The sequence below is a fragment of the Niabella sp. ZPM-14 genome, assembly GCF_055693045.2.
In genome coordinates, this window is record NZ_CM181148.1 from 1,219,393 (window position 1) to 1,239,632 (window position 20,240).

Consider the following 20,240-nt stretch of genomic DNA (forward strand, 5'->3'; position numbering starts at 1 on the left):
TTGAACTTTGCGGTTTTATAAGTAGGTTTGCTTAAATTAACTTATCCTGTTTAGATGAATGCCCATTTTAAAGATAAAATAGCTATTGTTACGGGCGGTACCGATGGCATCGGACGTGCGCTCGTGAACGCCCTGCTGGCCTATGGTGCGAAGGTGGCTACCTGTGGCCGGAGCCATGACAAGCTTTATGAGCTGCAGGCTCAACATGCTTCTTTGCCCTTACATACATTGGTAGCTGATGTCAGCAACGAATCGGATTGCAAGCGATTTATCGAGTCGACCATCGAAGTTTTTGGAGGTGTTGACCTGCTGATCAACAACGCAGGGATCAGTATGAGAGGCCTTTTTAAGGACCTCGAACTGGACGTGATCAAAAAAGTAATGGACATAAATTTCTTCGGAGCCGTTTATTGCACAAAATTTGCATTACCCGCATTGATCAAAAGTAAAGGGACCATCATGGGCATTTCTTCGATCGCGGGTTACCGGGGACTGCCGGGCAGAACGGGATACTCGGCCAGCAAGTTTGCGTTGCAGGGCTTTTTAGAGTCGTTGAAAACAGAGCTGAAAGATGACGGCGTACACGTCATGTGGGTAAGCCCTGGATTCACTTCATCCAAGATCAGGGATCATGCTTTGAACGACAAGGGCGAAACACAAAAAGAAAATCCGATGGATGAAGGAAAGATGATGAGCGCGGAAGATTGTGCGGAACACCTGCTGAATGCCGTTGTAAAGAAAAAAAGAACATTGGTACTTACGCTGACAGGGAAAGAAACGGTATTCCTCAACAAATTTTTCCCGTCGCTGGCAGATAAACTGGTGCATAAATTTTATTTTAAGGATAAGCAACTGATCAAATAATAAGCGGAATAACTACTTCATCACATTATAAAAACCGATAACTTGCACCGCCAAAAGAAAGCGGGGGCTTCAACTACATGAATTTTGTAACGCTTACATCAGATATTGGGCATAACGACTATCTTGTCGGGGCTATCAAAGCTCAGCTGCTGCAAGCGAATCCAGACCTGCAATTAATCGACATTTCTCACAATATTGCGCCGTTCAATTTCCCGCAGGCCTCTTATGTTTGTCGCGGCGCTTTCAAGAATTTCCCGGAGTTTACCTATCATATCATATTGGTAAATCTTTTTGACAGGAAGCCGAAAAACCTTCTGTTGGCTTTTCATAAGAATCAATATATCTTTTGTGCAGACAACGGATTGCTCAACATGATCCTGGAAGAGAAGCCGGACATGGTGATGGGGATCGAGCTGGAAAAGGATGCTAATAAAAATACCCTGTATTGCACAAAGGTGATTGCCGAAACGATCACACGGTTGGCAAATGGCGAATCTATCCAAAAAATCGGTACTCCTGATATCAACTTTGTTGAAAAGAACCCGCTGCTGCCGCTGGGAAGTAAGAATTTTATCGAAGGGCAGATCATCTTCATCGACAACTTTGAGAACGTCATTGTAAATATCACCAAAACACAATTTGAGGAGCAGCGCCAGGGACGGGCATTTAAGATCGTTTTCCTGCGGGATGAAGTGATCAATAAGATCAGCGAGTCGTATGCGGATGTTCCTGATGGAGAAAAGCTAGCGCTTTTTAACAGTGCCGACTATCTTGAAATTGCGATCAACAAAGGCAACGCTGCGGGATTGTTTGGCCTGAAAGGCTATTCAGATAAGGTAAGCCGCTCCTCTGCCATCATGCAAAACCAGTTACTTTACCAGACGGTTAAAGTGTACTTTGAATAGAAACTTCTGACTGTATGAAGTACCTAGTCGTCAACGCAATAATGCCCCTGATGTACAAATGATTCTGCAACCACATAAATGCATGGAGATAGTGTACCCTATGCAAGAAATATGCGGTTATATCCCCTTCGTCAGGATTAGGTAGACAGGCTCTAACCAATAAGTTAAAAACAGTTATTTAAAACGCAGCGGGCTTCAATCTCAGGCCCAGCGTCTCTTCTAATCCAAATACCAGGTTCATATTATGAACGGCCTGGCCACTTGCGCCCTTTAATAAATTATCAAGCGCGGAATGAACCACCAATTTGTTTCCGGCTTTTTCCAGGTGGATCACGGCCTTATTGGTATTCACGACCTGCTTTAAAAAGACGGGCGATTTGCTCACTTGCGTGAAGGGATGTTCGCTATAGAAATCAGTAAATAATGGATAGAGCTCTTCCAAAGCCAAATCCGTAGTAATGGTAGAGCTCACAAAAATGCCTCGTGTGAAGTCTCCGCGCCAGGGCACAAAGCTCAGATCAAAATCGGCTTCTCCCTGCAACTGGTGGAGCGACTCCCCTATTTCACCCAGGTGCTGATGCGTCAGTGTTTTATAGGCCTGTATATTATTAGCGCGCCAGCTAAAATGAGAAGTGGCGCTTAATGATTGACCGGCACCGGTACTGCCGGTAATCCCGGTGGTATAAATATCTTTTAAAAGTCCGGCCTTAGCCAGCGGCAGTAACCCTAACTGTATCGTAGTGGCGAAGCAACCGGGATTCGCAATATTAGCGGCTCCTTTTATCTCCTCCCGATTGAGTTCGGGCAGGCCATACACAAAGGTGCGCCCGATGGCGTCCTGCACTTTATCTTTCTGTAAACGGAAGTCATTGGCCAGATCGATGATCTTAATGCCTGCATCAACAGGCTGCTCCTTTAGAAACCTGGTAGACTCGCCATGTCCGAGGCATAGGAACAAGCAGTCAATATCTTGTCCGACCTCGTTGCTGAATTGCAAATCGGTGTCGCCGATCAGGTCCTGGTGCACTTCATACACATATTTGCCGGCATTGCTGCGGCTATGAATATAAGTTACCTGTACCTGCGGATGATTGATCAATAACCGGATCAATTCTCCGCCTGTATAACCTGCGCCTCCTATAATGCCTACTTTTATCATGCTCGATTCTTTTAGATGACAGATGATTGTTGACCGATGACAGGATTTGCATCATAAGTCGTTAACCTTGTTCTCTCAGCACTTAACTTCCATTAAAACTACATTTATTGTCCTGTCAACTACCGTCTTTCCGCTGTCAACTCGTTATTAAAATTCGCTGGCGTTCTTGTGATTCACACTTTCTTTTACAAGGTGATAGATCGCCGTCTGATTTCCAAATATGCGGGTGAAACCTTTTACATCCTCCCCGGTGAAGCCTGCATTCATTTCTCCATAGCTGCCAAATACACTGTTCATCAGGTCAAAGTCACTTTCGATACCGATAACCTGGTAGCGATACGGATAAAGCTGAATGAATACTTTCCCTGTAACATTTCTCTGGCTGCTTTCGAGATAGGCCTCCATATCGCGCATCACGGGATCCAGGATCTGTCCTTCATGCAACCAGGTACCATAAAACTGGGCGATCTGATCTTTCCATTGCAATTGCCATTTGCTCAATACATGCTTTTCTAAAGCATGATGTCCTTTCAGGATCAGGATAGGAGCAGCCGCCTCAAAACCGACTCTGCCTTTGATCCCGATGATGGTGTCGCCAACGTGAATATCACGACCGATGCCATAAGGACCGGCAATTGCCTGCAGGTGCTGAATTGCTTCTGTGGGATGATCAAACTTTTCACCATTTACCGCTGTCAGCTCTCCCTCCACAAATTGAAGCACCACTTCTTCACTTCCGGTTTTGGTCACTTGTGTAGGCCATGCCTCTTCCGGCAGCATGCCTTTTGAATGCAGCGTTTCTTTTCCGCCAACGCTGGTGCCCCAAAGTCCTTTATTGATGGAATATACCGCCTTTTCGAAGTTCATTTCCACTCCTTTGCTTTTCAGGTATTCGATCTCCGACTCGCGGCTAAGCTGCAGATCACGAATGGGTGTGATGATCTCGGTTCCGGGCGCAATGATATTCAGGATCATGTCGAAGCGCACCTGGTCGTTGCCCGCCCCGGTACTGCCGTGGGCTACGGCGTCTGCATTGATTTGCTTCGCATATTCGGCAATGTGTAATGCCTGGCTCAGCCTTTCAGCAGAAACGCTTAAGGGATAGGTATTGTTTTTTAGGATGTTACCATATACCAGATATTTGACAATCGAGTTATAATAGTTTTCTACGGCGTCTACTGTCTTATGCGATTTGACGCCGAGCTTTTTAGCATGGGCTTCAATATTTTCTAATTCCTCTTCGGAGAAGCCACCGGTATTGACGATGATGCTGTACACTTCATAGCCTTTATCTTCCGTCAGGTATTTCACACAAAAGGTAGTGTCTAAACCACCGCTAAATCCTAGAACAACTTTTTTTGCCATGTATCAATAATTTATTAGACCGTATTAAAAGAATATTTTTAAGGGAGCACCGGAACCACCGTTTTTTTCCTTCCTGCGAAATGGCTTAAGGAATTTCCACTGTTTGAGACGCAACAGGCGCTCTAAGCTGGATTGATTTTCCTCGAAAAAGGCTTTGGTCTCCTCTGGCTCATAATGATCTTTGGGATCGTAGAGCATAGCCGTGCACATACAATTCTTGCGTTCCTTTGCCATCAAAATATCATAATTGACGCAGCTCTTGCATCCTGCCCAGAACTGTTCGTCCTGCGTTAGCTCGGAGTAGGTTACCGGCTCGTATCCCAGTTCGCTGTTGATCTTCATCACTGCCAATCCTGTAGTCAGGCCAAATATTTTTGCCTGGGGATACAGCTTGCGGCTTAAATTGAAAATGGTTTGCTTGATCTTTTTAGCCACGCCGCTTTTGCGGAAATTAGGGGATACGATGAGGCCCGAATTCGCCACATACTCCCCGTGGCTCCAGGTTTCGATATAACAGAAACCTACCCACTCGCCTGCTTTGGTCAAAGCAATGACGGCTTTACCTTCGTCAATCTTCTTTTCAATGTATTCCGGACTACGACGTGCAATACCTGTGCCTCTTGCCGCAGCGGAGGACGCCATTTCGTCGGTAATGATTGTCGAAAATTTTTTATCTTCAGAGGTTGCTACTCTTACTATAATTGCCTGATTGTCCACTATTTGTATTTGTATTTTTTGCGGGGTGCCTGCCCTTAAAGTATTTTGATCCAGAGTATTTCCACTGACAGGCGCCTTTGGCGATAGGTATGTCCTGTCAGTAAATAGGGCAACAGCGTTGTGGACGCGGAGAAAATATGAACACATCAAAGCCTACCGCATAAACACCCGTCGTTATGCAGGGGTGAAATACAAAATATTTGGTATGACTAAGAATATTGCTCATACGAAAACAAATACTATTTTTAGAGCGGCAAATTTAATGCAATAAATTAATATTGTATTATTAAAATTAAATTAAAGACTACCTTTTTTATGCCTATAGAACCCGTACCGGAACAAAACTTACAACCGCGGAAGCGCAAGGGTTGTGCCAGATTCTTCCTGATCGCCTTATTGGTTGTGATACTGATCGCTGCAGGGTACATCTATTGGAAGTTTTATTATCCTTATACGTCTGACGGTGTAAAATCCGGTTACCTGAACTTTGCGGTGGAAAAAGGGCAGCTTTTTAAAACCTATGAGGGCAAATTGATCCAGGAAGGTATCCGCGGCGTTGTAGGCGGAGGCGTACAGTCCAACGAATTCGAATTCTCCATCAAAGACAAGAAGGTCTTCGATGTGTTGAAAATGAACTCCGGCAAGCGCTTCGACCTGCACTACAAAGAATACAACGGAGTGCTTCCCTGGCGCGGCAATACGCGCTATATTGTTGACAGCATCATTTCAATGAAGGATGCAGCACCGACTCCGGGATTTTAACACACTCATTCACGGTATCTTCGAGACTCAGGTCTGTTTCACCTCGGACACACGTCACGCTCCCATCAACAAAAATATCGCTGGCTTCTTATGGAGGTCTGCGCTTTGCTGGCGCCATTGCTGAACGGTCCTGGTTTTGATCCATTCATCAGGACCTGTAATATTTACCGCTACGCACAGGCGGGTAGCAGGTTCACAGGTTTTAAGCAACGCTTCTAACAGCTGGTTATTGCGATAAGGCGTTTCGATAAAGATCTGCGTACAAACGTTTTTTTTGGATTCCGCTTCCAGCTCCCGGATCATTTTGGACCGCTGAAGGGTATCGATCGGCAGATAGCCTCTGAATGCAAACTGCTGGCCATTCATCCCGCTGGCCATCAGCGCGAGCAAGATCGAGCTGGGACCCACTAATGGCACCACTTTCGCATTTAACTCTTGCGCTGCAGCAACGAGTTGCTGACCGGGATCAGCCACACCCGGACATCCGGCTTCACTGATGATACCGATAGTCTTTCCCTCCTTCACTTTCCTGCGAAAAGCCTGCAGTACTTCACTTTCCGCTTTACCAACTGTAAACCACTCATAGTCGTCGATGACGATTTCCCTTTTTAACTGCTTCAGATACCGGCGCGCCGAGCGTTCGTTTTCTGCAAAGATCACTTCACATTTTTCAATAGCCTCCAGAATATAAGCGGGTAAAGCTTCTAAAGAATTCTCGTGGAGAAAAGTAGGTATCAAATAGATTGTAGCGAGCATGAAGTTGTTTGGACAATGATACAATTTTTACTCAACAACGCCAGCGAGCTCACACATTTTTACGAATGGGAGCTTATCTCCTGCGCCCTGGGAATCAAGGAAGACGCATAAAGTTTTATGCCACGAACTTTGGGACGCTACAATCCGTGGCGTTGATTTCGCATGTGCGTTCGCACTGCCTGAAGCCGTGACTATGCACCATTTCATAAAAATAACGCTATCTTTGTATATGTTTTATGGCTAATATTTGTCCTTGGAAAGATAATTTTACTAAACCATCTCTTATTGAAACCAATCTTTTATTTCAACCAAATCAATTATTTAAACCAATCTATCATTTAAACCAATCTCTTATTTATGAAGTTATCATTTTTGCTAGCATTGTTGTTTCCTCTAAGTCTTTTCGCTCAGTTATCGCCCGGAGGCGTCTCATCCAATCTTACATTTTGGTTAAAAGCTGATGCGGGAATTACACAAACGGGAGGTTCTATTTCACAGTGGGATGATCAGGCTGTTAATAGTTTAAACGTAACGCCGCCCGGCACACAGCCTACGCTAACCGAGACAATCAACTATTATCCGGTCCCCACCTTTAATGCCAGCACTTTAACACGAAGCCCTAGTAGCCCTAACCAATTAGTAGCCGCCGAAACCGGCATCAACACTAATACTACCGGAAGTGTATTCACCGTGGCAAAATCCAATACATCTGGTGGCGATTTTTTTGTGCAATTCCCCGATCCCGGCTGTGGAAATTTCGTTATTACATCTGGTTTGCGTTCCGGCTCGCTCCGCGTGGGAGGCCGCTCCCAGGCGGTAGGCCTTATCCCTATTTCAGCCCCTGCTATTCCTTTTATCGCAACAGGACTGGAAACTCAGGGCACGAACAATACGCTGCATTATTATAATGGCGGAAGGCAGCAGACGACAACTAATCAGGCGTTAAACGTCTGCACCGCTAACCAGGTCATACAAATAGGCCCAAGCCTGAACGGAGCCGTAGCGGAAGTGATTACTTACAACAGGAAGCTGACTGACACCGAACGCAGACAAATAGAAAGCTATCTTGCTATCAAATACGGTATCACGATGGATGCCACTACCGGCGGTACTTCTGGCGACTATTTTGCCAGCAATGGCACTACTTTGTTATGGGACGCCAGCGCCGGTTATCATCAGCAAGTAGTGGGAATCGGGCGGGACGATAACACGGGCCTTTTACAAAAGCAATCACATACCATCGACGACACGACACGCATTTACCTGGCTTCGCTGGCTGCCACTAACGCCAACAATAGCGGAAGCTTTGCCGGCAATAGTGCTTACCTGTTGGCCGGCAACAACGGCGGCGCTATGTACAATGACGGCTCGGCTGAATTTCCGGCCGGACAAAGTATTTATAGCCGCATCGGAAGAGAATGGAAGGTCGTAAATACCGGCTTTTCCGGCGGCACCTTTTCTATGGATTTTATATTAAGAAACAATGTGGCAAACGCTGCCAGTCTAAGACTCCTGGTCGATAGTGACGATGGCAATTTTAGCAATGCTACCGTGCTGGCAAATGGCCAAAACGGCATTACTATCAGTGTTACCGGTTCCACCGTAACTGTTTCAGGCATCAGCAGCAGTGTGATACCCACAGATGCTATCCGCTACCTCACAATTGCCTCAACGTCATCCAACACGCCTCTTCCGGTAAATTTCCTAAGTATCGCCGCTTCCTGGTCGGAGAATCAGCTCTTAATAAATTGGCAGACCGCCTCTGAAGCCAATAATAGCTATTTTGACATCGAAGCATCGAAAGACGGCAAACAGTTTTTCAAAATAGGTACGGCAATATCCAAAGCCCAAGACGGCAATTCTTCGTCGCCGCTTAGCTATAGCTTTTCTGTTGCAACAGGCGCGATCACATTTATGGGCCTTACGTCGTTAGCGCTGACCGGGCTATTTTATAAAAGGCGCCGCAAATGGTATTTCTTATTGGCAGCGATAGGTATGGCAGCTGCATTTCATGCTTGTACGAAATCTGCAGGCGTTTCACAATTACAAAATGAAGACTTATACATACGGATTGTTCAGGTAGATAAAGACGGCAGTAAGGCTTACTCCAAGGCCGTTAAGGTTATAAAATAACCCGTCTCCAGGCGCTTTCGGACTTATAACCAACAATCGCCTGTCCCTGAAAAGTCAGATTATACAGGAATAAAAGTGAAGAGGATGGTTGAAGCTCAAATTTCAATCATCCTCTTTTGTATTCTACTAATTCTGCGCCTTACTTCCATAAGCCAGATCACCGGCATCGCCCAGGCCCGGAACGATATACCCCTTTGCCGTCAACTCTTCGTCGATATCCCCACACCATATTTTAGCTTCAGGCACTTCGCGGACCACATACTCAATGCCTTCGACACAGGCAATTGCCGCAGCGATATGAATTTCTTTCGGCGCGCCTTCATTTTTCAGGTACTGAATGGTCTTCACCAGTGAAGCTCCGGTGGCCAGCATGGGATCAGACAGGATCAGGATCCTGTTATCCAGATCAGGCGTACTGATATATTCCACCTCGATATCAAAAGTGCCATCTTTATGATGCTTGCGGTAAGCAGAGATAAAGGCGTTGTCAGCTTTGTCAAAATAATTTAATAGCCCCTGGTGCAGTGCGAGGCCTGCGCGCAGGATCGTTGCCAGCACGGGTTGCTCTTTGAGGACCTTACTTTCAGAAATGCCCAATGGTGTCTGTGTTTCTTTGATCAGGGAAGGCAACTCTTTACTTATTTCATAAGCCAGTACTTCCCCGATGCGCTCCAGGTTTCGCCTGAATCTCATGCGATCGTCCTGAACGTCGACATCGCGCAGTTCACTGACCCAATTGCTTAGCAGGCTGTGGTTGTCACTTAAGTTTTTAATCATGCTGTAGCGGCTTTTGTTAAAGGTTTATTCAAAACACATCAGCTGCGCAAAGCGCTCTCTTCACGCGGGTTCAATTTTCGCCACAGGGCGATCATGAAACGCAGTATGCGCGACCTTTTCAAGGCAGATTCATTCCAATCAAATTGATGCCATTGTCGGAGATCTTCAATGAAACTACTGAAGATACCACCGAAACCTTTTTCTACCAGGCGGTGCAATTACTCGCGGTTTCATTACTTTCGCAAACTTACAGTATTATATCTTTTTATGGGGGCAAACAGGAGATTATATAGCATCCGTGGCGAATTTCATGGGGCCCGGCACGGCACAATTCATCCGCCGGTTGTGATTACTTTCCATATATACCATCCCATTGCGATGCACACATTACCTCAACCTTTCAACTTGTAAATTTTTCATTATGATTTATCGCGCTATCGGACTCATGAGCGGCAGCTCGCTTGACGGATTGGATATTGTTTTTGCGGAAATACTCGAAAACGGCGGAAAATGGAGTTACGAGATCGTGCATGCCGATTGTCTGCCTTACAATTCCACCTGGACAGAAAAGCTAAAAAGTGCCACTACCCTTTCAGCCCTGGAGTACCAGCTGCTTCATACAAAATATGGTCACTATATCGGTCGGTGCGTCAACGAGTTTATCAATCAACATCAGCTTCAGTTTAAAGTCGCCGTGATTGCCTCGCATGGACATACGACTTTTCATATGCCCGCACAAAAAATGACGGCGCAGCTGGGCGACGGTGCTGCCATCGCTGCAACTACGCAACTGCCGGTGGTAAGTGATCTCAGGAGCATGGACGTGGCCTTTGGCGGTCAGGGCGCCCCGATAGTACCGATTGGCGAGCGGCTACTGTTTCCGCAATACAACTACTTCCTGAATATTGGTGGTATCGCCAATATCTCGATCAATAAAGGCGACGATTATACCGCCTTCGATATTTGCGCGGCCAACCGCGTGCTGAATATGCTCGCCCAGGATGCTGGCCGGGATTATGACAACAACGGCGCTTTGGCAAGTAGTGGTCAGGTTCATCAGGGGCTGCTGAACGAATTGAACGGGCTTTCTTATTACACATTACCTTCTCCGAAGTCGCTGGCCAACAGCTTCGGCACCGACACGGTTTACCCCCTCATTAAAAAATACGAACTATCCACGCCGGATGCACTCCGGACCTACGTGGCGCATATCGTACGACAAATAAAAAATTCACTGATGCCGCACGTTCAACCCGGACAGGGAGAACCATTGCTCGTTACGGGTGGCGGCGCCTTCAACACTTACCTGGTAGACCAATTACAGGGCGCTTTAGATAACGTCAAAGTGATCGTGCCCGATCAGCAGCTGGTCCAATACAAAGAAGCATTGATCATGGCACTGATGGGCGTTTTGCGCTGGCGTGAAGAATATAATGTGCTGAGTTCTGTTACAGGTGCGGCACGAAACAGCGTTGGAGGCGCCATGTGGATGGGACAGGAGGAATAGGCTATGGCGTGTGGACCACAGTCGATCGTCCATGGTCTATAGTCTATGGACCAAAGACTATAATTCACATCATCACTTTCACCACCATCTCTTTTAACAGCTCAGCATCTTCTACACGCGCGGCGTTGATACCGAGACTTTTCAGGTTATAGCTGTGGAGTAACAATAATATTTTTTCAACGTCTCTGAAGCTATACGTCTTGGTAGCCTGTAAGTAGCTTTTTACGAAATACGGTCCCACGCCGATCTGCTTCGCGATACCATCTTCACCACCCGAAGCGCCAAACACCATGTACACTTTGCTGAAAAATGAATACAGTGAAGGAAGCACCAGTTGGATAGGCGCGACTTTAGGATTGGCCTCAAAATATTGAATGATACGAATTGCTTTGGCCAGATTGCGCGTAGCTATTGCATTCTGCAACTCGAATACATTAAACTCCTTGCTGATGCCTACATAATTCTCCACGTCTTCTTCTGTGATCGACTTCCTCGTGCCGAGGTTGATCTGTATCTTATCGAGTTCGTTTCTGATCCGGCTGAGGTCGTTACCAATATGGTCCACGATCAGCGCGTTTGCTTTGGGAGATATAGTGTATCCCATAGAGGACACGACGCCATTGACCCATTCCGGCAAGGCGTTATCATACAATTTTTTGGTAAGGATGTATTCTGTTTTATCCTTTACCAGTTTGGCAAACTTGGTGCGCGAGTCCAGCTTTTTATCCTTAAAGGCCACCACAAGAACGGTGGATTGCAGCGGACTTTGTATGTAAGATTCCAGCTTGTCCACGTCCCTCATCTGTTGCGCCTCCTTGATGATCACCACCTGCCTGTCGGAGAACATGGGATATTTCCGGCAAGCGTTCACCACATCGGCCCACGCGGCATCTTTTCCGTAAAAAACAGTTAAATTGAAAGAAGCTTCGCTCTCTGAAAGGATGTGTTCTTCAGCATAACCGACGAGCTGATCAACGTAAAATTCCTCGCCTCCCTCGATCCAATACACTGGTTTATAAGCCTTTTTCTTCCAATCAGAAATTACCTTTTCGACAGACATGGTTGCAAGATAATTGTAAATCCTAAAATATTATCAAAATAACCCAGGCGCATCCAACAGGTCCCTATTTGGCATAATTTGTGTTCGATCTGAGAGGACATTTTTAGTATATATTAGAAAAAATTTTAACCTTCTGCACTTCGTTGCAGTTTTTTTATTTGTAGTATTTTAAATTAAACAATTTATTATGGCAAACACGAATTATCCGTCTGCGTCAGAGCAGCCCTCCAATAATACGCCATCAAAGCCGAACGGCAGCCGCAACCTGGTAATCGGTATCCTCATCGTTGCACTGCTGGGAACCTGGGGCTACCTGCTGTGGAGCAAAAATTCGGGTACAGAAAATGAAAATTTATTTGCAGGCAACGACGCACAGACAGAAACAGTGATGTCTGAGTCTGATTCACTAAGACAAATGTTCAATCTTGCAGAAATGCGCCTGGATTCTATTACCGGGGCGAACAACAGCCTGCAGGGAGAGAAAACGGCTTTGCAGAAAGAAATTGACTCAAGAAAATCGGAGATCAACCGTATCCTGAGCGATAAAAATGCCACTGCCGCAGATTTAAAAAGAGCCCGTCAACTGATCGGCGAACTGAATGGCCAGATCGGCCGACTGGAAGCCCAGGTTACCCAATTAAAAGGTGAAAACCAGGAGCTGACAGCCCGTAACGCGCATTTGACTTCAGAAAAAACAGTCCTGACACAAAACCTGGATATGCGTACCGCAGAAAACGATGAACTGGCTAACACTGTTGACGTTGCCAGCACCCTTTCTGCTTCAGGCATGTCCATCACCCCTTTAAAAGAAAAAAGAAACGGTAAAGAAAAAGAAACCAGCTTCGCCAGAAGGGTGGATAAACTCCAGGTAGCATTCAACATCGAAAACCGCATTACGACCTCAGGTCCTGCCGATCTTTATGTGATCGTTACTGATCCTAAAGGCACGATCGTTCAGAATGTTGAGCTGGGTTCAGGCGCTATGACGACACGCCAGGATGGCGACCGCAACTTCACTGCGAAAGTACCCGTAGAATATGAAACAGGCACTCGTAAAGGTGTAAGCTTCCCTATCAAAAACGCAGAAGGTTTTAAACCTGGTGATTACAAAATCGAAGTATATCACAATGGTTTCAAAATCGGGGAAGGCATCAGAAGCCTGAGAAAAGGAATCTTCGGATAAGTATCAAAAACCCATACATAATAAGCTGTCCCAAAAGGGCAGCTTTTTTTTGTCTTACATGCTCAATGGACCGCGCCTGGATGCGCCGTCTGACGCATGATATACCATTCCCGCGGAGATAAGTCATACCATTTTTGAACAGAAATTCGCTGATGAGCAGACTGATTATTCATTTTATAAACCACTTTCGGTTGCAGTAATATGATTCGAGAGGAACGGAGCTTGATATAAAAAGCATTCGTAATCATTGATCAACCGTAAATGTTACAAATCACACAAGGAATACTACAACACTTTCCCCTCCTGCCGTTTTTAACTTTGTGTTATTGAAATACTCTAAAAAAAGAACCAATGACACATACTTACCAAATCTCCGGCATGACCTGTAAAGGTTGTGTAGCAAAAGTCAAAAACGAATTGTTGAAGATCGGTGACATCACCGAAGCTGATGTGCAACTAGAGGACCCACAGGCTACGATCACGATGCAGCAACACATTCCCTTAACCACTTTGCAAACAGCCATTTCAAAAGCAGGCCCCTACTCCATCAGTGAGTCGGGCCATAGCCAGCACGAAGCCATGGAGGCGGAAGAGCAGAAGAGCTGGCTGGCCACCTACCAGCCGCTGTTATTGATAGCGGGATACATCACATTAATTGCTTTCCTCCTCAGCGCCTCATCAACCGGCGTAGACTGGATGTCGTGGATGAATGTTTTCATGAGCGGGTTTTTCCTGAGCTTTTCCTTTTTTAAACTGCTGAATCTAAAAGGCTTTGCTGACAGTTATAGCATGTATGACATAATAGCGCGCCGTTTACCTGCATGGGGATATATCTACGCCTTTATCGAGCTGCTTTTAGGTCTTGCCTACGCAGTCAACTTTGAACCGGTGGTTACCAACGCCGTCACTTTTATCATCATGTCAGTGAGCCTGATTGGCGTGTTACAAAGTGTGCTTAATAAAAGAAAGATCAAATGTGCTTGTCTCGGCGCCGTTTTCAACCTGCCTATGAGCACCGTTACTATCGTTGAAGATGCAGCCATGATCCTGATGAGCGGGATCATGTTAAGCCGGTATTTATAACGATCCGGACAACCCAGCACAAAAATTGCCGTACCGAATAAGACAACCGATGCTTACCGGAGAGCTGTTGTGTGATACAGCTATAAGAGCATAAAACGAAGCATGATACATTTCCTTGGCAAACGCAATGCACATGCGGGTTCCACCCTCTCCGGGACGGGCGAGAATCGAATCAATCAAAAAAGAAAAAATATCAGGATGAAAAATTACATATTACTACTGTTCGCATTGGTCTACGCCACTGCCTCCGGGGCACAACATGAGCATCATGCCATGCCGAAGGATACCACCCCATCAGCAGCTCATCAGGAGCATATGACCATGAGTGACACGGCTAAAGAGCACGATCATCAGGCTATGTCGATGTCGCATGCCTTTTCGCGCAACCTGCCAATGACAAGAAACGGATCGGGCACATCATGGCTGCCCGATAATTCACCGATGTATGCCTACATGTATCACTCAAAAAAGTGGATGTATATGATCCACGGTAGTGTTTTTGTCAGATATAACCGGCAGGATCTTTTTGAACGGGGAAGCCGCGGAGGCAGTAAGTTCGATGCACCGAATATGGCGATGCTGATGGGCCAGAGGCCAGTGGGAAAAAGAGGGTTATTCCATTTCAACACGATGTTCTCGCTCGATCCTTTAACGGTTGGGTCTGCCGGATACCCACTGTTGTTTCAAACGGGCGAGACGTATAAAGGCGCGCCGCTGATCGACCGGCAACACCCTCACGATCTGATTTCAGAACTTTCAGTTAGCTATGCTCATGCTTTTAACAAAAAGTCTGACCTCTTTTTATACCTCGGTTATCCCGGCGAACCCGCCCTGGGCCCGGCTGCTTTTGTGCACCGGCCATCCGGGTTCTTTAATCCAGACGCGCCACTGAGCCATCACTGGATCGATGCTACTCATATTACATTCGGAGTAGCCACACTCGGATATCGTTATGGCAACTGGAAGATCGAGGCCTCGTCTTTCACGGGGCGGGAACCCAATGAAAACCGCTACAATTTTGACCAGCCGCGCTTCGATAGCTGGAGCGGACGCCTCTCCTTCAACCCAACCGCCAAATGGGCATTGCAGGCTTCACATGGTTTCATCAAACAGCCAGAAGTACTTCATGTCAATGAAAATGTGCATCGCACCACAGCTTCTGTTATCTATAGTTCGAAAGACAACAATCAACATTTCACCAATATTTCCGCAGTGTGGGGACTCAATAAATCAAAAGGCCATACCGGCGAAAATGCGGTACTGGTAGAGGGCACGCATGCGATGAACAGGGTCTCTGTTTACGGGCGGTACGAATGGGTGCAAAAATCGGCAGAAGAGCTGGCGCTTGATGAGAACGATTTTGATCACGATGCGTTGTTTCCAGTGCACGCGCTTACAGCAGGCACTTCATACGATCTGTTGAAAGTCGGCAATACGAGAGTCGCTATAGGAGGACAACTAAGCGTCTACCTCCCGGATCAGGATCTGTCCTCGTTATATGGAAAGGCGCCAATGGCCGGCCAGGTATACCTGCGAATTTACCCGGGCATGTGGAACAGCAATGCAAGACGTTAATTAACAAACCCCCAATACACACCAAAGCGGATCACGAGGCCCGGATAAGGATAATCAGGTGCAGCAAAGTTGCTGTTTGTGAAGCCTAAGTCCGTGCCTCCGTTCCGGTTGGTCAAAGTCCTGAAGGTATTCAGGTTTTCAGCCCGCAGGAATGCGCGGAATGAGTTGATGCGAAAGTGGACAAACGCCGCAATGTCGGGCAGCTTGTACTGCACAGTGGTCGAATCCTGGTAAAAGAACTGTCCCAATAAAGGAGAGTAATTATTGCCTTTATAGTTCGTTCTGTAGCGGGTATCAAAACCCATTGCGATCTTCAGGTTGTTGAACTTGAGGTTGCCTTCATACATGAAGCGGTTTCTGGTAAAGATGGTCGGCACGTTTACCGGGCCATTCCCGATACGCTGCTGGAAGTAAGTATCAGAAATCCACTTCCACTGGTCGCTTTTACCCGCTGAAAATATTTTATGTGCACCTATTTGCAGTACATTAAATAACGCTGCCTGGTTGATCGTATAATAATCGGTATAATACACGTAGTTGTTCACCAGGTAATAATGACCGCTTAACCTCAATTTGATCACCGGCTGGTAAAGGTCTGCATACAAATGCGTGCTGTTTTCTTTTTTGAGGTCCACCGCCTGCGACATCAGGTAAAAAGAGCTGTTGGGATTCGTGATATAAGAAGGAGTGCGATTCACGTTTTCAAATCCCAGCTTCAACGAACCGATCTTGTCTCCAAAAGAACTTTGAATACTGGCGCCTGCTTCATAATCGGCTGCATTCATCCCCACAAAATACAAGCGTCCGCGGGCCATCAGGTCCCAGCGCTGGTTCTTGGTGCGGTTGCGGTATTCTGCATGACCAATAAGGTTATATCCTGTTGTGGTCCGGTCATCTGCGTAGTTGATGCTGTCTGTTGTCGAAGTCACGCCATCCCTGAACGTACCTTTTAAATTTTGAAAGGCCACCCCGAGTTTTAGAAATTGCTGTGTATTTTTTTCATCAGGAAATGTGTAGATCGAAAAATCATTCTCTAACTCGCTCCAATGATCCTCCCTGCGGAAAGGGTTTTGATTGACATCCAGGTCATAATACTGTTTATAATACGCGATAGCCGTATTGGCGCTCGAGTTCTCGTCAGAGAATAAATATTTATAAGCGCTGTACCGGATCGTATGCTCCAATCTCACACGAGGGAAAAACAGCTGCACCACCGAACTATCATTGACAATAGAATCTTTTCTGCCGAAATCAAACTGCTGACGCATCACGGCGTTGAAATCATCATACTTATTACCCGTCGGAACGTCTGTATTAAACAAGCCGGCGCCAATGCCCGCATCTCCGCCTAACCTGGTCGGTATCCGGATCCTTTCGGCATAGTCCGGATCATTGATAAACTTTTCGGATGAATCTACTCCGCCATTCTCTCCCCCTTTGATCTTATTGGCAACGATCGCTATATAATTGGTGTACCGTTTATCTTTTGAGTTGAACCAGTTCGTAAGCGTGTAATTATTATGGCTGGTTTTCTGGTTACGATAGATACCGGGCGCACTGATGAGTCGGTACTGCACATGCGCATTCCAGTTGGGCCGTATGTTCTGGGTGTGCATCAGTTCAATAAACTGCTCGCTTCGCGTACCCAGCATGTAGCTGATTTCCGAATAGGGCCTTGTGGCCGTAAAGAAACGGGCCCTTTCCAGCGTATATCTGTAAATATCATAAGCATGAAAACCCGCGTCCCATCCCGATTTCATGTTAGGTGCAAACAAAAAGGACTGCGCCGCACTACCCGTATTACCGAGGTAATAATAATCGGCGGGAATAGGGTATTTCACCGTGAAATCATTGATCGAAGAATCAAGTCGGTAAGTCCTTGCTGTATCCAGGTAGCGGTAGCTGATCGTGATGGAATCTTCGAACTTATTTCGTTTTCCCAGCGAGTCATTGCCACTGCCCGCATTGCTGATACCGCGGAACCGGTCTCCCACACTCCTGATCGGGTTCTGAGCAATAGCTCCGACGCTGAGGAAGACCAATAATATAACCAAGAAACCTCTCATGAAACGCTGTTATAATGCTTTGATTAATTCGGTAAATAAATGCGCCAGTTTGGGCTCTGCCGCGTTGGCAGCTTCCAACACTTCTTCATGGGTGATAATATTATCTTCTTCCCTGATGCCCAGATCGGTAATCACACTCACCGCGAAAACATCCATGCCCATGTGATTGGCCACGATACACTCCTGTACAGTGCTCATCCCCACTGCATCTGCACCCACGATCTTAATCAGCCGGTACTCTGCCCTCGTTTCAAAGGTAGGCCCTGTCACGACAAAGTATACACCTTCATGCAATGCTATGCCGGCTTCGGCGCCAATGGTTTTGGCTTTTGCGATAAGGTGCCTTTTATACGGCTCGCTCATATCCGGAAAGCGCGTGCCCCATTCCTCAATGTTCTTACCGATCAATGGATTGGGCGTACTGAAGCTGATATGGTCGTTGATGATCATAATATCACCTACCGAAAAAGCTTCATTCACGCCGCCCGCTGCATTGCTTAATAATAAGGTGTTCACCCCCAGCATCTTCAATACACGGATCGGGAAGACTACTTCCTGAGGCGTATAGCCTTCATAAAAATGAAACCGCCCGCTCATCGCCACCACTTTTTTACCCGAAAGTTCTCCGAAGATCATTTTTCCGGAATGTCCTTTCACCGTGGAGACGGGGAAATGCGGGATCTCGGCGTAGGGAACCTCTTTCTCCACGTTGATCTTTTGAACGAAGTTGCCCAGGCCGCTGCCCAGGATGATCGCCACCTCCGGCTGTGTTGCATATTGCGCTTTCAGGAACGCAGCCGTTTCATTTACTTTTTCTACGATAGGCTCACCCATAACGATTCATTTATAAGTGAGCAAATATAGCGAAAGGTTGATTGGTAGTGGTTGTTGAAAAACGAACCGGTTAAAAGTTAACAGGTTGATAAGGGTTTAGAAAGGAAAGCGCTGAGATACCGGAGGCCGGCAGCCGCATAAGACGGGCTTTTCATAAGATTTTATAAACTTAACTTATATATTCAGCGATTCTCAACGCCAACCGGCCTGCGCGAATAAAACTTTCCCTTAACTTCGTGGCAAAAGATTTTTTACTATGAACCTTCATGAATATCAGGCAAAAGAGTTACTGAAAAAATACAATGTACCCGTGCAGGAAGGCTACGCATGTAGCTCTGTTCAGGAAGCTGAAGAAGCTTACCGGAAGATCAAGACAGATTCGGGCAGCAAGTTTGCGGTAGTGAAAGCGCAGATCCACGCGGGTGGACGCGGAAAAGGAACCGTCAAAGAAACCGGCATCAACGGTGTGAAAGTTGCGAAATCATTAGAAGACATACAAGAATTTGCCAAAGGCATCCTGGGCGGCACCCTGGTGACCGTACAAACAGGTCCGTCCGGCAAAGTGGTCAACAAGATCTTTGTAGCACAGGATATGTATTATGATGGCCCCAGCGAAAGACAAGAGTTCTATCTTTCTATATTGCTCGATCGTTCCAATGGTAAGAACGTTATCATGTACAGCACTGAGGGTGGTATGAACATTGAAGACGTGGCGCACGATACGCCTGAAAAGATCTTTAAAGAGTGGGTACACCCCTCTGGCGGATTGCAGGGTTTCCAGGCGCGCAAGATCGCTTTCAACCTGGGTTTGAAAGGGGAAGCATTTAAAAACTGCGTAAAATTCGTTACGAACCTGTATAATGCTTATGTAGGGCTCGATTGCAGCATGCTGGAGATCAACCCGCTGTTTAAAGCTGCGGATGACAAGATCATTGCCGTAGACTGTAAAATGAACCTCGATGATAACGCCATGATCCGTCATGCAGACCTGGCTACATTGAGAGATATCACTGAAGAAGATCCTACTGAAGTAGAAGCCGGAAAATACAACCTCAACTTCGTTAAACTAGATGGTAATGTAGGTTGTATGGTAAATGGTGCCGGTTTGGCGATGGCAACAATGGATATGATCAAACTGAGCGGTGGCGAGCCGGCCAACTTCCTCGACGTAGGAGGTACCGCTAATGCGCAAACCGTCGAAGCCGGATTTAAGATCATCATGAAAGACCCGGCGGTAAAAGCCATCCTGATCAACATCTTCGGCGGCATCGTGCGTTGCGATCGTGTAGCAGCGGGCGTGATCGAAGCCTACAAAAATCTGGGCAATATAGAGATCCCTATCATCGTCAGACTGCAGGGCACCAACGCTGCTGAAGCTAAAAAACTGATCGATGAAAGTGGCCTGAAAGTGCAATCCGCTATTTTGCTGAGCGAAGCCGCTGATCTGGTTAAGAAAGCTGTAGCCTAACAGGATACATATACTGATATTTTTAA

General features: G+C 46.4%; 17 protein-coding genes. 9 read left to right on the top strand and 8 right to left on the bottom strand.

The features are described from left to right. The first annotated feature begins 54 nt into the window (after positions 1–54). Both ACU37H_RS05185 and ACU37H_RS05190 read left to right on the top strand, forming a co-directional pair. Positions 55–864 carry an SDR family oxidoreductase gene (locus ACU37H_RS05185; RefSeq protein ID WP_472703298.1) on the top strand — a complete coding sequence of 270 codons (810 nt, stop codon included), beginning with the start codon at positions 55–57 and terminating at the stop codon, positions 862–864. A gap of 77 nt (positions 865–941) precedes the next feature. Beyond that, positions 942–1,769, top strand: coding sequence for an SAM hydrolase/SAM-dependent halogenase family protein (locus tag ACU37H_RS05190; protein ID WP_472703299.1), 828 nt, complete (start codon positions 942–944; stop codon positions 1,767–1,769). Between the two features lie 178 nt (positions 1,770–1,947). On the opposite strand, the gene argC is transcribed toward ACU37H_RS05190, so the two are convergent. The 3 genes from argC to ACU37H_RS05205 form a co-directional block, all read right to left on the bottom strand. After that, complete coding sequence (gene argC / locus ACU37H_RS05195) at positions 1,948–2,928, bottom strand: N-acetyl-gamma-glutamyl-phosphate reductase (protein ID WP_472703300.1); 981 nt, start codon at positions 2,926–2,928, stop codon at positions 1,948–1,950. Positions 2,929–3,075: 147 nt separating this feature from the next. Then, positions 3,076–4,293, bottom strand: coding sequence for an argininosuccinate synthase (gene argG / locus ACU37H_RS05200; protein WP_472703301.1), 1,218 nt, complete (start codon positions 4,291–4,293; stop codon positions 3,076–3,078). Between the two features lie 24 nt (positions 4,294–4,317). After that, a complete protein-coding gene (locus ACU37H_RS05205; RefSeq protein WP_472703302.1) occupies positions 4,318–5,010 on the bottom strand; it encodes a GNAT family N-acetyltransferase in 693 nt (230 codons plus the stop codon). A gap of 315 nt (positions 5,011–5,325) precedes the next feature. Here ACU37H_RS05205 and ACU37H_RS05210 point away from each other — a divergent pair, with 315 nt between their 5' ends. Beyond that, entirely contained in the window at positions 5,326–5,772 is a 447-nt protein-coding gene (locus tag ACU37H_RS05210; protein ID WP_472703303.1) for a hypothetical protein, read from the top strand. 54 nt (positions 5,773–5,826) lie between these two features. Here the strand turns inward: ACU37H_RS05210 and ACU37H_RS05215 are convergent, their stop codons facing one another. Next, positions 5,827–6,528 (bottom strand): SAM-dependent methyltransferase, encoded by a 702-nt coding sequence (locus ACU37H_RS05215; RefSeq protein WP_472703304.1) that lies wholly within the window; start codon positions 6,526–6,528, stop codon positions 5,827–5,829. Positions 6,529–6,885: 357 nt separating this feature from the next. Here ACU37H_RS05215 and ACU37H_RS05220 point away from each other — a divergent pair, with 357 nt between their 5' ends. Next, positions 6,886–8,661 (top strand): DUF8202 domain-containing protein, encoded by a 1,776-nt coding sequence (locus tag ACU37H_RS05220; protein WP_472703305.1) that lies wholly within the window; start codon positions 6,886–6,888, stop codon positions 8,659–8,661. Between the two features lie 126 nt (positions 8,662–8,787). Here ACU37H_RS05220 and upp read toward each other — a convergent pair whose 3' ends face one another. Then, positions 8,788–9,438, bottom strand: coding sequence for a uracil phosphoribosyltransferase (upp, locus tag ACU37H_RS05225; protein ID WP_472703306.1), 651 nt, complete (start codon positions 9,436–9,438; stop codon positions 8,788–8,790). Between the two features lie 421 nt (positions 9,439–9,859). Here upp and ACU37H_RS05230 point away from each other — a divergent pair, with 421 nt between their 5' ends. Further along, positions 9,860–10,945 carry an anhydro-N-acetylmuramic acid kinase gene (locus ACU37H_RS05230; RefSeq protein ID WP_472703307.1) on the top strand — a complete coding sequence of 362 codons (1,086 nt, stop codon included), beginning with the start codon at positions 9,860–9,862 and terminating at the stop codon, positions 10,943–10,945. Positions 10,946–11,009: 64 nt separating this feature from the next. Here ACU37H_RS05230 and holA read toward each other — a convergent pair whose 3' ends face one another. Next, on the bottom strand, positions 11,010–12,005 hold the full coding sequence (holA, locus tag ACU37H_RS05235; protein WP_472703308.1) for a DNA polymerase III subunit delta: 996 nt from the start codon (positions 12,003–12,005) through the stop codon (positions 11,010–11,012). Positions 12,006–12,192: 187 nt separating this feature from the next. Here holA and ACU37H_RS05240 point away from each other — a divergent pair, with 187 nt between their 5' ends. The 3 genes from ACU37H_RS05240 to ACU37H_RS05250 all read left to right on the top strand — a co-directional run bounded on the left by ACU37H_RS05240 (position 12,193) and on the right by ACU37H_RS05250 (position 15,846). Next, the gene (locus tag ACU37H_RS05240) at positions 12,193–13,188 is read left to right on the top strand and encodes a DUF8428 domain-containing protein (protein WP_472703309.1); all 996 of its coding nucleotides are present in this window, start codon (positions 12,193–12,195) and stop codon (positions 13,186–13,188) included. A gap of 351 nt (positions 13,189–13,539) precedes the next feature. Then, positions 13,540–14,271, top strand: a complete 732-nt coding sequence (locus tag ACU37H_RS05245) for a heavy-metal-associated domain-containing protein (RefSeq protein WP_472703310.1) — start codon at positions 13,540–13,542, stop codon at positions 14,269–14,271. Between the two features lie 198 nt (positions 14,272–14,469). After that, positions 14,470–15,846 (top strand): hypothetical protein, encoded by a 1,377-nt coding sequence (locus ACU37H_RS05250; RefSeq protein WP_472703311.1) that lies wholly within the window; start codon positions 14,470–14,472, stop codon positions 15,844–15,846. Here ACU37H_RS05250 and ACU37H_RS05255 read toward each other — a convergent pair. Beyond that, a complete protein-coding gene (locus ACU37H_RS05255) occupies positions 15,843–17,912 on the bottom strand; it encodes a putative porin (RefSeq protein WP_472703312.1) in 2,070 nt (689 codons plus the stop codon). The two genes, ACU37H_RS05250 and ACU37H_RS05255, sit on opposite strands and share 4 nt — an antisense overlap. A gap of 9 nt (positions 17,913–17,921) precedes the next feature. Beyond that, entirely contained in the window at positions 17,922–18,746 is an 825-nt protein-coding gene (locus tag ACU37H_RS05260) for a purine-nucleoside phosphorylase (RefSeq protein WP_472703313.1), read from the bottom strand. A gap of 256 nt (positions 18,747–19,002) precedes the next feature. On the opposite strand from ACU37H_RS05260, the gene sucC reads away from it, so the two are divergent. Continuing rightward, on the top strand, positions 19,003–20,214 hold the full coding sequence (gene sucC, locus ACU37H_RS05265; protein ID WP_472703314.1) for an ADP-forming succinate--CoA ligase subunit beta: 1,212 nt from the start codon (positions 19,003–19,005) through the stop codon (positions 20,212–20,214). The last annotated feature ends 26 nt before the right edge of the window (positions 20,215–20,240 follow it).

Bases quoted from the DNA above. Each gene is read 5' to 3' on its own strand.
- upp (WP_472703306.1), bottom strand. From the start codon at position 9,438: ATGATTAAAAACTTAAGTGACAACCACAGCCTGCTAAGCAATTGGGTC.
- ACU37H_RS05190 (WP_472703299.1), top strand. From the start codon at position 942: ATGAATTTTGTAACGCTTACATCAGATATTGGGCATAACGACTATCTT.
- ACU37H_RS05240 (WP_472703309.1), top strand. From the start codon at position 12,193: ATGGCAAACACGAATTATCCGTCTGCGTCAGAGCAGCCCTCCAATAAT.
- ACU37H_RS05210 (WP_472703303.1), top strand. From the start codon at position 5,326: ATGCCTATAGAACCCGTACCGGAACAAAACTTACAACCGCGGAAGCGC.
- ACU37H_RS05255 (WP_472703312.1), bottom strand. From the start codon at position 17,912: ATGAGAGGTTTCTTGGTTATATTATTGGTCTTCCTCAGCGTCGGAGCT.
- ACU37H_RS05215 (WP_472703304.1), bottom strand. From the start codon at position 6,528: ATGCTCGCTACAATCTATTTGATACCTACTTTTCTCCACGAGAATTCT.
- ACU37H_RS05185 (WP_472703298.1), top strand. From the start codon at position 55: ATGAATGCCCATTTTAAAGATAAAATAGCTATTGTTACGGGCGGTACC.
- holA (WP_472703308.1), bottom strand. From the start codon at position 12,005: ATGTCTGTCGAAAAGGTAATTTCTGATTGGAAGAAAAAGGCTTATAAA.
- argG (WP_472703301.1), bottom strand. From the start codon at position 4,293: ATGGCAAAAAAAGTTGTTCTAGGATTTAGCGGTGGTTTAGACACTACC.
- ACU37H_RS05260 (WP_472703313.1), bottom strand. From the start codon at position 18,746: ATGGGTGAGCCTATCGTAGAAAAAGTAAATGAAACGGCTGCGTTCCTG.
- ACU37H_RS05245 (WP_472703310.1), top strand. From the start codon at position 13,540: ATGACACATACTTACCAAATCTCCGGCATGACCTGTAAAGGTTGTGTA.
- argC (WP_472703300.1), bottom strand. From the start codon at position 2,928: ATGATAAAAGTAGGCATTATAGGAGGCGCAGGTTATACAGGCGGAGAA.
- ACU37H_RS05250 (WP_472703311.1), top strand. From the start codon at position 14,470: ATGAAAAATTACATATTACTACTGTTCGCATTGGTCTACGCCACTGCC.
- sucC (WP_472703314.1), top strand. From the start codon at position 19,003: ATGAACCTTCATGAATATCAGGCAAAAGAGTTACTGAAAAAATACAAT.
- ACU37H_RS05220 (WP_472703305.1), top strand. From the start codon at position 6,886: ATGAAGTTATCATTTTTGCTAGCATTGTTGTTTCCTCTAAGTCTTTTC.
- ACU37H_RS05230 (WP_472703307.1), top strand. From the start codon at position 9,860: ATGATTTATCGCGCTATCGGACTCATGAGCGGCAGCTCGCTTGACGGA.